The following is a 15,194-nucleotide window of genomic DNA, read 5'->3' on the forward strand; positions in this document are numbered from 1 at the left end:
TTTCGACGCCGGGACCCGGGAAACGCGCAAACCGAGTGCAGGCACAAAAAAGCCGACGCCCGATCTGCGCATGGCAGATCGGGCGTCGGCGGAACAGCTAGGACTCGGTGGCCGGGACCTTGCTGTCTGCGCGCTTGCCGTAGCGAGCCTCGAAGCGAGCGACGCGTCCACCGGTGTCGAGAATCTTCTGCTTGCCCGTGTAGAACGGGTGGCACTGCGAGCAAACCTCGACGTTGATGCGTCCGGACTCCTTGGTGCTGTGGGTCTCGAACGTGTTACCGCAACCGCAGACGACGGTGGTCGCTACGTAGGTTGGGTGGATTCCTGCCTTCATGGTGTCCCTTTCAATGGTCGCCGGGTCGACGTCGCCAATCGACATCGTGAACCGGAACCGGACTCGGCCGTTCAGTATGCCAGATGCGGTACCTCACCAGATAATCCGCGTCTCGCACGCCTCGGGGTGGCTGTACGAAGTTGTCAACGCACTGCCCCTCGGTTTTGTTCCGCCCACGCAAAAGGCCCACAACCAGCTGGTTGTGGGCCTTTGACGTCGAGTCGATCAGTCGTCGATCGCACCCGGTGCGGTCTTGGAGACCTGCATCAGGAACTCGAGGTTGTTCTTGCTCTTCTTCAGTCGATCGATCAGCAGATCGATGGCCTGATGCGAGTCCAGACCGGACAGGACGCGGCGGAGCTTGTGCAGCACAGCAGCTTCGTCCGGGCTCAGGAGCAGCTCGTCCTTACGCGTGCTGGACGGGTTGACGTCCACGGCCGGGAACACGCGGCGTTCGGCGATCTTGCGATCGAGCTTGAGCTCGGCGTTGCCGGTGCCCTTGAACTCTTCGAAGATCACGGTGTCGCCGGTGGATCCGGTCTCGACCATCGCCGTGGCGATGATGGTGAGCGATCCGCCGTTCTCGATGTTGCGGGCAGCGCCGAGGAAACGCTTCGGCGGGTAGAGCGCCGTCGAGTCGACACCACCGGAGAGGATGCGTCCGGACGCCGGCGAGGAGTTGTTGTACGCACGACCCAGACGCGTGATGGAGTCGAGCAGTACGACGACGTCCTTACCCATCTCGACCAGGCGCTTCGCACGCTCGATTGCCAGCTCGGCAACTGCGGTGTGATCTCCCGGCGGGCGGTCGAAGGTGGAGGAAATGACCTCACCCTTCACGCTGCGCTGCATGTCGGTCACTTCCTCGGGACGCTCGTCCACGAGGATGACCATCAGGTAGCACTCAGGATTGTTGGTGGCGACGGCATTCGCGATCGCCTGCAACACGCTGGTCTTACCGGCCTTGGGCGGGCTCACGATGAGGGCGCGCTGGCCCTTACCGATGGGCATCACCAGGTCGATGACACGCGTGGTGAGAATGTGCTGCTCGGTCTCGAGGCGCAGACGCTGGTTCGGGTACAGCGGCGTGAGCTTGTTGAACTCAGGGCGCTTCTTCGCGGCCTCGACGTCGCCGCCGTTGACCGTGTCGATGCGGACCAGCGGGTTGAACTTCTGACGCTGGCTGCCCTGCTCACCGTCACGCGAGACGCGGACGGCACCGGTGATGGCGTCGCCACGGCGAAGGCCGTTCTTGCGGATCAGGTTCATGGAGACGTAGACGTCGTTGGGACCGGCGAGGTACCCGGACGTACGCACGAAGGCGTAATTGTCGAGCACGTCGAGGATGCCGGCGACCGGCTGAAGGACGTCGTCCTCGCGGATTTCGGTCTCACGCGAATCGTTGGGTGCGCCACCCTCACCGCGGTCGCGACCACGGCCACGGCGCTCGCGGAAACGGCGTCCGCGGCGTCCGCGTCCACCCTCTTCGTCGTCGTCCGGTCCGTTGTTGCGGTTGTCCGTACGCGGACCGGCGTTGTTCTGGCCGGCGTTGTTCTGATTGCCGCGATCCTGACGGTCCTGGCGATCCTGGCGATCCTGGTTACCCCGGTTGCCCTGGTTCTCGCGCTGGCCCTGGTTATCTCGCTGGCCCTGATTGTCCCGGTTGCGCTCGCGGCGGGGACGCTCGTTGCCCTGCTCGGCGGGAGCCTGATCAGCGTCGGACTTGCCCTCGGTGCGCGCAGGACGCTCGACCGGAGCCTCAGCCTTGGCGGTCTCGGTGACCTTCGAGGTATCGACAGCCTTCGAGGTGTCCGCGTCGGACTTTGCCGAAGGAGTGTCCTGCTCGATGCTCAGTTCACCCTGGTCGGGTGAACCTGCACGACGAGCGGCGCCGCGACGCTGACGTCCACGACGGGGTGCGCTCTGATCGGAATCCTCGGCGGATTCGGTACGCGCAGGCGCTGCCTCGGCAGGAGCGGATTCTGCCGCGGGAGCCGTTTCGGCTGCGGGGGTTTCGGTGCGTGCGGCGCGGGCGCTCTTGGCACGAGTGCGCGCAACGGGTGCGTCGTCGAGAGTGAGTTCGCTCTGTGCGGGTGCAGCCTTTGCGCTGCCGCCCTGGCGCTCCTTGATGGCTGCGATCAGGTCGCCCTTGCGCATGCCGGAAGTGCCTTTGATGCCCAGTTCACCCGCAAGAGTGCGGAGTTCGGTGAGCACCATGCCGGAGAGTCCGGCACCACGGCGCGTTTCGGCACGCTTCGTGGAGGTCGCCACCGCACCGTTCGATGCTGAAGATGACGCCTGAGAATTGTCGCCTGATTCCGACCCGGCGGGTGCAGAAGTGGCGATGAGGTCCGTATCGGTCACGGAGGTCCTTTCCTTCCCTCACTCGCACTGCGCAAAGTCGAGGGTTCGTCCCGCAGTTCGATTGAATACCGAACTCGGTGGTGCCGTACGTGGTTGCTGTCCAGAACTGCCGGCTTGTCCGCCGTCACATGATTGTCGGAAACTCTCGCCTCAAACTTTTCATGCGCTCGCAAACCTGCCCAACGCGCCTTCGTCGACGATTCACTCCCCCGTGTGTTGAACCCCAGAGATATGGAACCTCTGAGTGTTCGATCCGCGGAGGATTCAAACCTTCGAAGAAGGTACAAGCGTGAGGATCATGCCTGCGAGAATCATGCCAAGGACTGTGGACCCCGATTGGGAAGGAGTTTTGCCCCCTGGTGATGCACCGGCGACTGACGCGCACGATGTACGGACATAGCCCAGGATAGCGTCCAAACCTGAGTCCGGCAAGAATTTGGACGACTGGGTGTGTCAGTTCACTACCGATCGGTAGTGGGCGATCACCAGGACCAAGGCAGGGATCAGACCGTCGTCGTGGATACTTCGACGCCGTCGGCGATGTCCAATTCGAGCACACGTAGTCCGTCTGCCCGCGCCGCTTCGGCGAGCTCGACGGGGAAAGGCTCTGTGCTGAGCGCCAACACGGTGGGGCCTGCTCCCGAAACGGTCGCGGCAATGCCCGCCTCGCGCAAGATCCCGATCCATCGCGTCGTGAGCGGCAGTGCGGGTGCGCGCTGCGCCTGATGCAGGCGATCCTCGGTGGCTGCCATCAACAGATCGGGCCGAGCAGTGAGCGCAACGACAGCCAGCGCGCTGCGGCTCGCGTTGAACGAGGCATCCTGGTGCGGAACCAATTCGGGCAGGAGGCCGCGAGTGTGTGCGGTGGACGACCGCTCCTCGGGAACCAGTGCCACAGCACGGATGTCGGGATGGACATCGAGTTTCGCCGCGGAGTAGATCGGCTCGTCGCCTTCGACGGCCGGTGGGCAACTCCACGAGACGACTGCGCCACCGAGAACACTGGCAGACGCATTGTCCGGGTGACCTTCGAACTCGGACGAGAGTTGAACCAGCTGCTCTGCCGTCAAGCCGATCTCGGCATCGAGTGCGCGCGCCAGACCGTTGGCTGCTGCCAGTCCGCCGACAGCCGCAGAAGCCGAGGATCCCAACCCGCGCGAGTGCGGGATCGCGTTGCGGCACAACACGTCCAGGCCACTAGCCCACACCCCGGCCGCTTCGAGACCGCGCTCGATAGCGCGAACCACGAGATGCGAAGGACCCCAAGGTACGTCGGCAGCGCCTTCACCTTCGACGCGAATCTGAAGGCCCGAATCCGTTGTGGTGACCACGATTTCGTCGTACAACCCCAACGCCAGACCGAGGGTGTCGAACCCCGGCCCCAAGTTTGCACTCGAGGCCGGGACGCGAGCAGTCACCGAAAGGCCGATAGGCAGGGTTATAGTCATGTCAGACACCGGATTCCGCGGAGTGGTCGATGAATCCACGGACACTATGCAAGCTCGAGGGCAGCCGCGACGGCAACGGGATCGACACCGATCGGCTCGACGTTCGGCATACCCTTCAAAGCCGTGTCAGGATCCTTGAGACCGTTACCGGTCACCGTGCACACGACGGTCAGGCCCGGCTCGAGCCAGCCCTCTGCGCGTGCGGCGAGCAGGCCGGCGACACTGGCTGCCGACGCCGGTTCGACGAAGACGCCCTCGGTGGCGGCGATCAGACGGTAAGCCTCGAGGATCTTCTCGTCGGTGGCGGCACGGAATGCACCGTTCGACTCTTCCTTCGCGGCGACAGCGCCGTTCCAGGAAGCGGGGGAACCGATTCGGATTGCGGTAGCGATGGTTTCGGGATCCTTGACGGGTGCGCCGTTGACCAGCGGAGCCGCACCGGCTGCCTGGACGCCGAGCATGCGGGGCTTGACCGTGGTCAGACCGTCGGCGTAGTACTCGGAGTATCCGCGCCAGTACGCGGTGATGTTTCCTGCGTTTCCGACCGGGAGAGCGTGCACGTCGGGAGCCTTGCCGAGCACGTCCATGATCTCGAATGCCGCGGTCTTCTGACCTTCGATGCGCACCGGGTTGACGGAGTTGACCAGACCGATGGTGGGGAATTCCGCCGTGGTCTTGCGTGCCAGTTCGAGGCAGTCGTCGAAGTTGCCCTGGACCTGAATGATCTTGGCGCCGTGCATGACTGCCTGCGCAAGCTTGCCCATGGCGATCTTGCCCTGCGGGATGAGCACGGCGCAGGTCATGCCTGCCTTGGCTGCATACGCAGCGGCCGAGGCGGAGGTGTTGCCGGTGGACGCGCACAGAACTGCGCGCTGGCCCCGGGCCAAGGCGTCGGTGACGGCCATCGTCATGCCGCGGTCCTTGAAGGAACCGGTGGGGTTGAGACCCTCGACCTTGAGGTAGACGTCGCAGCCGGTGATCTCGGAGAGGTGGCCGGCCGGCAGGAGCGGGGTGCCGCCTTCGCGCAGGGTGACGGTCTTCCAGTTGTCACCGATCGCGAGACGGTCCCGGTATGCCTCGATGAGACCCGGCCATGCCTTGTGGACGGGGTTGACGATGCCGGTCATTGTTCAGTGCCTTCCAGTCGCAGCACGCTGGTCACAGCGGTGACGAATTCGAGTTCGTTGAGGGCCGCCACGGTCTCGGAGAGAGCCGCGTCGGTTGCTACATGAGTGACGACCACCAGACGCGCGCCGGCGCCGGCGCCCTCCTGGCGGACGACGGAGATGCTCACGCCGTGCTTGGCGAACTCGGCGGCGACTGCGGACAGCACACCTTCCTTGTCCGCGACCTCCATGTTCACGTAGTAGCGCGTGAGGATGTCGCCCATCGGGGCGACCTTGAGCTTGGCGTACTTGGACTCGCGGGGGCCGCGGCCGCCGTGAACCTTGTTGCGCGCCGCCATCACCAGGTCACCCATCACCGCGGAAGCGGTGGGGGCGCCGCCAGCGCCCTGGCCGTAGAACATGAGCCGGCCGGCGTTCTCTGCTTCCACGACAACGGCGTTGAACGCGCCGTTGACCGAGGCCAGCGGATGGCTGAGCGGAACCAGCGCCGGGTACACGCGAGCGGAAATCCGCTCCTTGCCCTTGGGCGTGACGATGCGCTCGCAGATCGAGAGCAACTTGATCGTGCAGTCGAGTGCCTTCGCCGACGCCAGGTCGGCGGAGGTGATCGTGGAGATTCCTTCGCGGTACACGTCCGCGGCAGTGACGCGGGTGTGGAACGCGATCGACGCGAGGATCGCAGCCTTCGCCGCGGCGTCGTAGCCTTCGACGTCCGCGGTCGGGTCGGCTTCCGCGTATCCGAGGCGTCCGGCTTCGGCGAGGGTCTCCTCGTAGTCGGCGCCGGTCTCGTCCATCGCGGAGAGGATGAAGTTGGTGGTGCCGTTCACGATTCCGGCGACCTTGTTGACACGGTCTCCGGCCAACGACTGTGTGAGCGGGCGGATCACGGGGATCGCACCGGCAACAGCGGCCTCGAAGTACAGGTCGACAGAGTTGGCCTCTGCAGCCTCCGCCAATTCACCGGTGTGGTCCGCGAGCAGCGCCTTGTTGGCGGTCACGACCGACTTACCGGAGTTGAGGGAAGAAAGAATCAGCTTGCGAGGGAGCTCGATTCCGCCGATCACCTCGACCACGATGTCGACGTCGTCACGACCGACCAGGGACTCGGCGTCCGTCGTCTGCAGTTCCTCGGGAATTCCGCGGTCCGAGCCGATACGGCGGACGGCAACTCCCCGCAGTTCCAACGGGGCGCCGACGCGAGCTTCGAGTTCCTCGGCCTGCTCACGAATGATCCGGACGACCTCGCTCCCGACGTTGCCGAGGCCGAGAACGGCCACACCGATAGCGCGATGCGCCGATTCGCTCGTCACTGCGATACCTCCAAGCTGAGCAGATCTTCCACTGTTTCCCTCCGCAGAATCACGCGTGAGACTCCGTCACGCACCGCCACCACGGCTGGGCGGGTGAGCAGGTTGTACCTGCTCGACATCGAATAGCAGTATGCACCGGTCGCTGCTACCGCTAGTAAATCACCGGGCCCGACGTCCTCGGGCATCCAGGTGTCCCGAATGACCACGTCACCGGACTCGCAGTGCTTACCGACGATACGTGCAACGACGGGATCAGCCTCGGAAGTTCGCGAAACCAACTTGGCTTCGTACTCCGCACCGTAGAGGGACGTGCGGATGTTGTCGCTCATCCCGCCGTCGACGCTGATGTAGCGGCGTGTCAGCGAGCTACCCACCGTGACGTCCTTGATGGTGCCGACCTCGTAGAGCGTCACCGTGCCAGGTCCGGCGATGGCGCGGCCGGGTTCGACGGCAAGCGTCGGCTCCGGCAATCCGGCCAGTGCGGACTCGTTGCGCACGATGTGGCCGAGCTTTGCTGCCAGTTCGTCGACGGGCGGCGGGTCGTCGGAGGGGATGTACGAGATCCCCATGCCGCCGCCGAGGTCGATGATCGAAATCTGCTTGGTCTTCTCGACTCCGAACTCGGTGACGACGTCGCGGAGCAAACCGATCACGCGGTGCGCTGCCACCTCGAAACCGTCGACGTCGAAGATCTGCGAACCGATGTGGCTGTGCAGGCCGACCAGTCGCAAGTTGTCGGCAGCGAAGACGCGACGGACCGCGTCGATCGCGGCTCCCCCGGCCAGCGAGAAACCGAACTTCTGGTCCTCGTGTGCGGTGGAGATGAATTCGTGGGTATGCGCTTCGACGCCGACGGTCAGTCGGATCAACACGTCTTGAACGACACCGGCCTCACCGGCGACACGATCGAGTCGGTCGATCTCGATCGCCGAGTCGAGCACGACGTGTCCGACGCCCGCGGCGACACCAGCGGCCAGTTCGGCGACTGACTTGTTGTTGCCGTGCATGGCAATTCGCTCGGCCGGGAAGTCCGCGTGCAACGCGATCGCCAGTTCGCCGCCGGAGCAGACGTCGAGCGAGAGGCCTTCGTCGGCGACCCAGCGTGCGATCTCGCCACAGAGGAATGCCTTGGATGCGTAGTGCACCTTGGCATCCGGGCCGAAGGCGCGGGCCATGTCGCGGCAACGCGAGCGGAAGTCGTCCTCGTCGATGACGAACAGCGGGGTGCCGTACTTCTCGGCAAGTTCACCGACCTTGACACCCGCGAGGGTCACTTCACCGTCGTCGCCGCGAGAAGCGTTGCGCGGCCACACCTGCGGTGAGAGTTCACCGAAGGCTTCGGGGCTGGCAGGACGGTCGGGCAAGCCGGGGGCCTGCAACTGCTCGGCATGCTTGGGGCCGGCGGGGTGCGCGTTCACATTTGCTCCGGTGCGGTGACGCCGAGCAGTTCGAGGCCGTTGGCCAGGACCTGTCGGGTGGCGGCGCAGAGAGCCAGACGCGCGCGGTGCACGTCGGTGGCGTCTTCGTCGCCTTGCGGAAGGATGCGGCACGCGCCGTAGAAGCGGTGGTACGCACCCGCGAGTTCTTCGAGGTAGCGGGCAATACGGTGCGGCTCACGCAGATTCGCCGCGCTCGACACGACGCGTGGGTACTCGCCGATCGTGCGGATGAGGTCACCCTCCTGCTCGACGGTGAGCAGGGCGAGGTTGCTCGCGTCGGCGGACAGACCGAGGTCCGCGGCGTTGCGAGCGATCGCCGAGAGGCGTGCATGCGCGTACTGGACGTAGTAGACGGGGTTCTCGCTGCTGGTCTTGGTCCACAGGTCGAGATCGATGTCGATGCTCGAGTCGACCGACGAGCGGATCATGACGTAACGCGAGGCGTCGACGCCGATTGCCTCGACGAGGTCGTCGAGGGTGATGACGGTGCCTGCGCGCTTGCTCATCTTGACGGCAGTGCCGTCCTTGACGAGGTTGACCATCTGGCCGATCAGCACCTCGACGGTGTCCGGATCGTCGCCGAATGCGGCCGCGGCAGCCTTGAGACGGCCGATGTATCCGTGATGGTCGGCACCGAGCATGTAGATGCAGAGGTCGAACCCGCGGGCGCGCTTGTTCTGGAAGTAGGCGATGTCACCGGCGATGTAGGCGGCGTTGCCGTCGCTCTTGATGACGACGCGGTCCTTGTCGTCGCCGTAGTCGGTGCTCTTGAGCCACCACGCACCGTCTTCGTGGAAGAGGTTGCCCGAACCCTTGAGGGATTCGACGGCCTTCTCGACCGCACCGGATTCGAAGAGCGAGTTCTCGTGGAAGTAGACGTCGAAGTCGACGCCGAAGTCGTGGAGGGTCTGCTTGATGTGCGTGAACATCAATTCGACGCCGATGGCGCGGAAGGTTTCCTGCTGCTCGTCGGCGGGCAGCTCCATGACGTCGGGACGCTGCTTCAGAACCGAGGCGGCGATGTCGGCGATGTATGCACCGGCGTAACCGTCTTCCGGAGCAGGTTCACCCTTCGCTGGAGCGATCAGTGAACGCGAGAAGCGGTCGATCTGGGCACCGTGATCGTTGAAGTAGTACTCACGTGTGACCAATCCACCCTGCGCGGACAGAATGCGTCCGAGCGCGTCTCCGACTGCAGCCCAACGGGTTCCACCGAGGTGAATCGGTCCGGTGGGGTTGGCCGAGACGAATTCGAGGTTGATCTTCTTGCCGGCGAGGGAGTCACCCGAGCCGTACGACGCACCGGCTTCGAGAACCGACACGACGATCGCGCCCTGGGCGTCCTTGTCCAACCGAATGTTGAGGAAGCCGGGTCCGGCGATCTCGGCGGATTCGATTCCGTCGGCAGCGGTGAGGGCTTCGGCGATCCAGCCCGCCAGCTCGCGGGGATTGGTGCCGACCTTCTTGGCTACCTGCATGGCAATGTTGGTGGCGTAATCGCCGTGCTCGGGGTTGCGTGGTCGCTCGACGGTAAGGGTTTCGGGCAGCACGGATACGTCGAGGCCACGATAGGCAAGGACGCTCGCTGCGGTTCCGCGGAGCAGTTCGGCAAGGTCAGCTGGAGTCACAGGTATTCATCCTATTGCCTGCACACCGGAAGTGGAGACTCGCCTCACGCCTCGCTCTCCGTGAACGTGCGCGGGGCCGCTGTGGCGTGTCGCACGCCACTCTCAAAGTTTGCCCTCAGACTCGGAAAGTACAGTGGTAATGCCCGAGCTACCACCGCGTACCTTCATGCGCGGGCGCGCCACACCTCAAGCCCACACACCGAAAGAGCCCAATCGATGCCAAGCGGTTCCGATAGTCGCGGTCCCAACAAGAACTCCGGGGCCAAATCAGCCAAGGCCATCAAGGCCGCCAACAAGAACAGTCGGCCGGCCAAGAAGGGCAAGGGCGGCGTCCCCGCTCCCCGCCAGATCCCCTGGCTGTCGATCGGCGCCGGTGTGGCTGTGCTCGCACTCATCGCCGTGCTCGGTATCAATCTGTGGCCCAAGGTCGAGGAGCGGCAGGCCCTCGAGCCGTACAAGTACAGCTCCGAGAACAAGGATCCGTCCGACAAGATCGACGGCGTCCTCAAGATCGAGTACCCGGCCGGCCAGCACGTCGATTCCACTCAGCGCGTGGCGTACGACCAGACCCCGCCGTTCGGTGGCCCGCACGACGCCACCTGGGCGAACTGCACCGGAACCGTGTACGCCGACCCGATTCGCACCGAGAACGCCGTCCACTCGCTCGAGCACGGCGCCATCTGGATCACGTACAACCCCGATCTCGTCGACCAGGACCAGATCGACAACCTCGCCGGACGCGTCAACGGCAAGTCCTACATGCTGATGTCGCCGTTCCCCGGCCAGAGCAGCCCCATTTCTCTGCAGTCGTGGGGCCATCGCCTCGAGATCGACAAGGCCGACGACGATCGCATCGATCAGTTCATCACCGCGTTGAACCAGAACCCGAACGTCTACCCCGAGGTCGGAGCGAGCTGCACCAACCCGCTGTTCACCCCGTCGACGTCGCCGTTCGATCCGACGCCTCCGGGCGCCGACGCCATCCAGATGGACGGCACGGGCGCTACCCCGGCCACCGACGAGCAGATTCCCGCCGGTGGATAGTCCGGTGAATAGTTCAGAGACCACCGATCAGCCTTCGAAGCCGAGTCAGCGCACCGCACTGCTGATCATCGGTCTGATCGGCGCGATCGCCGTCGGTTTTGCCCTCGGCGCACTGACCAACCTCCTCGGACCCGATGCGAAGTCGTCACTGACCGTTCCGGCATCGGATTCGGTGGACGTGGGCTTCGCTCAGGACATGAGCGTGCACCACAGCCAGGCCGTCGACATGGCGTCCATCGCCCTGACGAAGTCCACGGACAACGATGTGCGCACGCTGGCGTTCGACATCTTGACCACGCAGCAGAACCAGCTCGGTCAAATGCAGGCGTGGCTGACCATGTGGGATCAGCCGCTGTCCAAGGTGGGGCCGTACATGGAGTGGATGTCGTCGGATTCAGGCTCCGGCCACGGATCGCACGGGACTTCGGCCACGATGGACATGGCTCATTCCGGCCCGGTCGACACCATGCCCGGCATGGCGTCCCCCGAGGACCTCGCGGCTCTCCGCGCGGCGGAAGGCCTGCAACTCGACACCTTGTTCCTGCAGTTGATGCTTCGTCACCACGAAGGTGGGCTTCCGATGATGGAGTACGCAGCTGCCGACGCCACCGAGGGTCCGGTGCGCAGCCTGGCGCAGACCATGGTCAACACGCAGCAGAGCGAGTCCAAGCTGATGACCGACATGTTGGCAGCTCGCGGCGCAGTGCCGCTGCCCATGAACTGAACTGCACTGCACTGCACTGAGCTGAACCGAGAATGTTCAGACCCAACTGGGCCTGGTCCTGAATTTCAGGACCAGGTCCAGTTTTCTACCTCCGGCATGTCTTCGAGGTACTCGACGATGTAACGCGAGTGCTTTTCGAGCTGTGTCCGGCAGAACTCCGCCAACTCGGACGCCCCGGCCGGCCGACGCTTGGAGCGTCGTAGCGCCTCGATCACCAGGTGGTAGCGGCTCATCTTGTTGAGGACAACCATGTCGAACGGTGTTGTGGTTGTTCCCTGTTCACTGAATCCGCGAACGTGGAAGCGTTCGGGACTCGGACGCCCGTGAATCAGTTCGTGCACCGCACGCGAGTATCCGTGGAATGCGAACACGACGTCGGTCTGCGCGGTGAACAAATCGAGGAAGACACGCTCCCCAAATCCGTGGGGATGCTCGGTTGGCGTCAGCAAGGCCATCAGATCGACGACGTTGACGACGCGGGTGATCAGTTCTGGCGTGTGATCGCGCAGCAACTGTGCAGCAGCCAGGATCTCCTGCGTCGGCACATCTCCCGCAGCGGCCAGGACCACGTCCGGTTCCTGTCCGCGTGCTTCGGTTCCGGCCCATTCCCACACCGAAGCGCCCGCCGCGCAGTGCTCGTGCGCTTGCTCGAGCGTGAGGTATTGCAGGTGCGGTTGCTTGTCCACGACTATCAGGTTGACGTGGTCGGTACTACGCAGGCAGTGGTCCGAGATCGAGAGCAAGGTGTTGGAGTCCGGCGGTAGCCACACGCGGATCACACTGGGTGCCAAGGGAATAACGGCGTCGATCATGCCGGGGCCCTGATGACTGAATCCGTTGTGGTCGTTGCGCCAGCACGTACTGGTCAACAGCACGTTGAGCGAAGCGACGGACGCCCGCCACGGCAGGTCGACGGCATGTTGGAGCCACTTGGCGTGCTGGATGAGCATCGACACACTCACCATCGCAAATGCTTCGTAGCTCGCGAACATCCCGTGTCGACCGGACAACAGATAACCCTCGAGCCAACCCTCGCAGAGGTGCTCGCTGAGGACCTCCATGACACGACCGTCCGAGGACAGTCCGTCGTCGTAGTCGGTGATCGGCAATTGCCAGCAGCGGTCGGTTGTCTCGAACACGGCGCCGAGGCGATTGCTCGACGTCTCGTCCGGACAGAAGAGTCGGAAGATCCCGCCGCTGTCCTCGGTTTCCGTGGCGGCGTAGATGTCGCGCAGAAGCTCGCCGAGAACTCGTGTCGTCTCGTGGAAGGTCGAACCCGGGGATTGGATGGGAAGCGCGTACTTTTCGAGCGGCGGCATCGGGAGATCGACGCGAAGTCGCCCACCGTTCGCGTAGGGAGTGCTCCCCATGCGTTTGTCCCCCGCCGGCGAGAGCGCCGCCAGTTCCGCGGCCAGTGATCCGTTGGCGTCGAACAACTCGTCCGGACGGTACGACCGCATCCACTCTTCGAGTTGCCGCAGATGCGATTCGTTGGTTCGCACGCCGGACAACGGCACCTGGTGCGCACGATGTGTGCCCTCGACCAAGATTCCGTCGACGGTGTGTGGACCGGTCCATCCTTTCGGCGTCCGCAAGACTATTGCCGGCCACGAACCCGTCCACTCGTCGCCTCGGCGTGCGGCACCCTGCATCTCGCGGATCTTCTCGTGTGCCTGCGAGATCGCTTGATACAACTGAGGAAACACGACGTCGGGGTCGTCACCGGAGACGACGATCGGCGCCCACCCCTGGCCGCCGAGGTAGGCCTGAATGTCCTCGTCGCTGCTGCGCCCGTACACGGTCGGGCCCGCGATCTTGGCGCCGTTCACGTGCAGGATCGGCAACACCGCGCCGTCGCGTCGTGGATTGAGGAACGCCGGGAGCTTCCACGAGCCGGACAACGGCCCGGTCTCCGCTTCGCCGTCGCCGATCACACAGGCCACCACGAGGTTCGGATGATCGAAGGCAGCGCCGGCCGCATGTGCAAGTGCGTAGCCGAGCTCGCCGCCTTCGTGGATGCTTCCGGGTGTCTGCACACTCACATGGCTGGGCACTCCGCCGGGAGCCGAGAATCGCCGACACATCCGGTGGATACCCTCGGCGTCGTCCGAGACTTCCGGATAGATCTCCGAATACGTTCCCTCGAGATACGTCGACGCGACCAGCGCCGGGCCGCCGTGCCCCGGGCCGGTGACGTACAGCCAGTCAGCATCAGTGGTGACGATGTGCCGATTGAGGAGCGTGTAGATCATCGACAGGCCGGGGCTGGTCCCCCAGTGCCCGAGCAGTCGAGGCTTGATGTGCTCGGCTCGCAACGGTTCCCGCAGAAGCGTGTTGTCTTTCAGATAGATCTGCGCAACGGTCAGGTAGTTGGCCGCTGCCCACCACTTCAGGTCGAGCGCGAGCTGGTCTTCGGAATAGTGGTGATCGGTCATCAACGACTCCCGTACCTCACGAGGGTGCCCGAGCAGTCCGCCCGAGCCTGTGCTCAGAGCCGAGCCTAGGCGTAAAAAGCATCCGAGTCAGTCGGTACAGATGATTCGACGACCATGGTCCCCGGCCGCATCCTCGACTGCCTCCCGCGACGACGCCATGCCGAGACGGGTGCCGGTTTGGTCTTGTCCCCCCGTGATGCGCTACGCTAACGCAGCCCAATCGGCACACCGAGCATTCGGTGCGCCCCCGTAGCTCAGGGGATAGAGCGTTCGCCTCCGGAGCGAAAGGTCGCAGGTTCGAATCCTGCCGGGGGCACCACGAAGACGCAGGTCAGCGATTGATCGTCGACCTCTTCACGGTGCCACACCAAACAATTCAGGGCAATCTATCCGACTACTGTCGATCTCATGCCTCGCATCGATCCTGCTCCCACGTACACGATGCGTCAGCTGGCTGCGTTTGTCGCGGTAGCCGAGACCGGGACGATCAGCGCCGCGGCCGAGCGCTTGCATCTCTCCCCCTCCGCCCTGTCCGCGTCGCTCACCGAACTCGAACGCGCGCTCAAAGTTCAACTGTGCGTTCGCCGTCGCTCATTCGGCATTCAACTGACCCGCACCGGTGAATCCGTTCTGGTGCGCGCCCGGGCGCTACTTCAGCAAGCCGGGGAACTCGAATCCGATGCGCTCGGAACCGGCGGAAGCGTGTCGGGGCCCATCGCGATCGGTTGCTATCCCGCTCTGGGGCCGACGGTATTGCCGTCGATGATCGCCGGGTTCACCCGTGAGAATCCCGACGCGCAGGTGGAGTTCCGCGAGGACACTCAGAATCGGCTCCAGGCACATCTCGAGAACGGCGAGTTGGACCTCGCGATCGCTTACGACCTGGACCTGTCTCCACAATTGCGCACAGTTCCGTTGGCCATCCGCGAACCCTTGATCGTCCTGGGTGCCGAACACCCACTCGCGCGGTCCGAGCGACCGATCCATCTTCCGGATCTCGCGGAACACCCGATGGTTCTCCTCGACGCGCCGCCGAGCACCAAACACGCGCTCGACGTCTGCCGCGAAGGCGGATTCATCCCGAAGGTTGCATACAGAACCGCGAACTTCGAGACGGCGCGGGCATTTGTCGGGCGCGGACTCGGCTGGACGCTGTTGCTCCAGCGCCCCAAGATGGACGTCACGTACGAGGGGCTCGAGGTAGTCGTCAAGACCATCGCTTCCCCTGTCGTGCCGTCGGTGCACGTAGTTCTCGCGTGGCACCAGAACACTCGCCTCAGCCGCGTCGCACGCGCTTTCATAGAATTCGTTTCACCCTCGGAACCTGCCCAATAGTCCCAC

The 15,194-nt window shown here is 64.3% G+C and carries 11 protein-coding genes and 1 tRNA gene; 4 read left to right on the forward strand and 8 right to left on the reverse strand.

Annotation, left to right across the window (positions count from 1 at the left end):
- Positions 1-97 precede the first annotated feature (97 nt).
- From rpmE to argS, 7 genes are all read right to left on the reverse strand, one after another.
- Positions 98-334 carry a 50S ribosomal protein L31 gene (gene rpmE / locus ACKAMS_RS27990; RefSeq protein ID WP_003941310.1) on the reverse strand — a complete coding sequence of 79 codons (237 nt, stop codon included), beginning with the start codon at positions 332-334 and terminating at the stop codon, positions 98-100.
- A gap of 225 nt (positions 335-559) precedes the next feature.
- Positions 560-2,698 carry a transcription termination factor Rho gene (rho, locus tag ACKAMS_RS27995; protein WP_047889191.1) on the reverse strand — a complete coding sequence of 713 codons (2,139 nt, stop codon included), beginning with the start codon at positions 2,696-2,698 and terminating at the stop codon, positions 560-562.
- 503 nt (positions 2,699-3,201) lie between these two features.
- Positions 3,202-4,146, reverse strand: coding sequence for a homoserine kinase (gene thrB, locus ACKAMS_RS28000; RefSeq protein WP_408989873.1), 945 nt, complete (start codon positions 4,144-4,146; stop codon positions 3,202-3,204).
- Positions 4,147-4,190: 44 nt separating this feature from the next.
- Complete coding sequence (thrC, locus tag ACKAMS_RS28005; RefSeq protein WP_003941280.1) at positions 4,191-5,273, reverse strand: threonine synthase; 1,083 nt, start codon at positions 5,271-5,273, stop codon at positions 4,191-4,193.
- Positions 5,270-6,583: a homoserine dehydrogenase gene (locus ACKAMS_RS28010; protein WP_007726192.1), complete on the reverse strand. Its 1,314-nt coding sequence runs from the start codon at positions 6,581-6,583 to the stop codon at positions 5,270-5,272. The genes thrC and ACKAMS_RS28010 overlap by 4 nt, the downstream gene beginning before the upstream one ends.
- Positions 6,580-8,001: a diaminopimelate decarboxylase gene (gene lysA, locus ACKAMS_RS28015; RefSeq protein WP_019749182.1), complete on the reverse strand. Its 1,422-nt coding sequence runs from the start codon at positions 7,999-8,001 to the stop codon at positions 6,580-6,582. Before lysA ends, ACKAMS_RS28010 begins: the two co-directional genes overlap by 4 nt.
- The gene (gene argS, locus ACKAMS_RS28020) at positions 7,998-9,650 is read right to left on the reverse strand and encodes an arginine--tRNA ligase (RefSeq protein WP_408989874.1); all 1,653 of its coding nucleotides are present in this window, start codon (positions 9,648-9,650) and stop codon (positions 7,998-8,000) included. The genes lysA and argS overlap by 4 nt, the downstream gene beginning before the upstream one ends.
- Positions 9,651-9,866: 216 nt before the next feature.
- On the opposite strand from argS, the gene ACKAMS_RS28025 reads away from it, so the two are divergent.
- Together ACKAMS_RS28025 and ACKAMS_RS28030 are read left to right on the forward strand one after the other, a co-directional pair.
- Positions 9,867-10,694: a DUF3105 domain-containing protein gene (locus ACKAMS_RS28025; RefSeq protein WP_408989875.1), complete on the forward strand. Its 828-nt coding sequence runs from the start codon at positions 9,867-9,869 to the stop codon at positions 10,692-10,694.
- 4 nt (positions 10,695-10,698) lie between these two features.
- Complete coding sequence (locus tag ACKAMS_RS28030) at positions 10,699-11,418, forward strand: DUF305 domain-containing protein (RefSeq protein ID WP_019749185.1); 720 nt, start codon at positions 10,699-10,701, stop codon at positions 11,416-11,418.
- Between the two features lie 65 nt (positions 11,419-11,483).
- On the opposite strand, the gene ACKAMS_RS28035 is transcribed toward ACKAMS_RS28030, so the two are convergent.
- Positions 11,484-13,853: a phosphoketolase gene (locus tag ACKAMS_RS28035; protein WP_408989876.1), complete on the reverse strand. Its 2,370-nt coding sequence runs from the start codon at positions 13,851-13,853 to the stop codon at positions 11,484-11,486.
- 243 nt (positions 13,854-14,096) lie between these two features.
- Here ACKAMS_RS28035 and ACKAMS_RS28040 point away from each other — a divergent pair.
- Together ACKAMS_RS28040 and ACKAMS_RS28045 are read left to right on the forward strand one after the other, a co-directional pair.
- A tRNA-Arg gene (locus tag ACKAMS_RS28040) sits at positions 14,097-14,172 on the forward strand.
- An 89-nt stretch (positions 14,173-14,261) separates the two neighbouring features.
- Positions 14,262-15,188, forward strand: coding sequence for a LysR substrate-binding domain-containing protein (locus tag ACKAMS_RS28045; RefSeq protein ID WP_408989877.1), 927 nt, complete (start codon positions 14,262-14,264; stop codon positions 15,186-15,188).
- The last annotated feature ends 6 nt before the right edge of the window (positions 15,189-15,194 follow it).

Source organism: Rhodococcus sp. 5A-K4 (assembly GCF_046097995.1).
GTDB classification, from domain to species: domain Bacteria; phylum Actinomycetota; class Actinomycetes; order Mycobacteriales; family Mycobacteriaceae; genus Rhodococcus_F; species Rhodococcus_F erythropolis.

Coding starts and splice junctions, on each gene's coding strand:
- ACKAMS_RS28045 (WP_408989877.1), top strand. CDS start 14,262: ATGCCTCGCATCGATCCTGCTCCCACGTACACGATGCGTCAGCTGGCT.
- ACKAMS_RS28025 (WP_408989875.1), top strand. CDS start 9,867: ATGCCAAGCGGTTCCGATAGTCGCGGTCCCAACAAGAACTCCGGGGCC.
- rpmE (WP_003941310.1), bottom strand. CDS start 334: ATGAAGGCAGGAATCCACCCAACCTACGTAGCGACCACCGTCGTCTGC.
- ACKAMS_RS28035 (WP_408989876.1), bottom strand. CDS start 13,853: ATGACCGATCACCACTATTCCGAAGACCAGCTCGCGCTCGACCTGAAG.
- thrC (WP_003941280.1), bottom strand. CDS start 5,273: ATGACCGGCATCGTCAACCCCGTCCACAAGGCATGGCCGGGTCTCATC.
- thrB (WP_408989873.1), bottom strand. CDS start 4,146: ATGACTATAACCCTGCCTATCGGCCTTTCGGTGACTGCTCGCGTCCCG.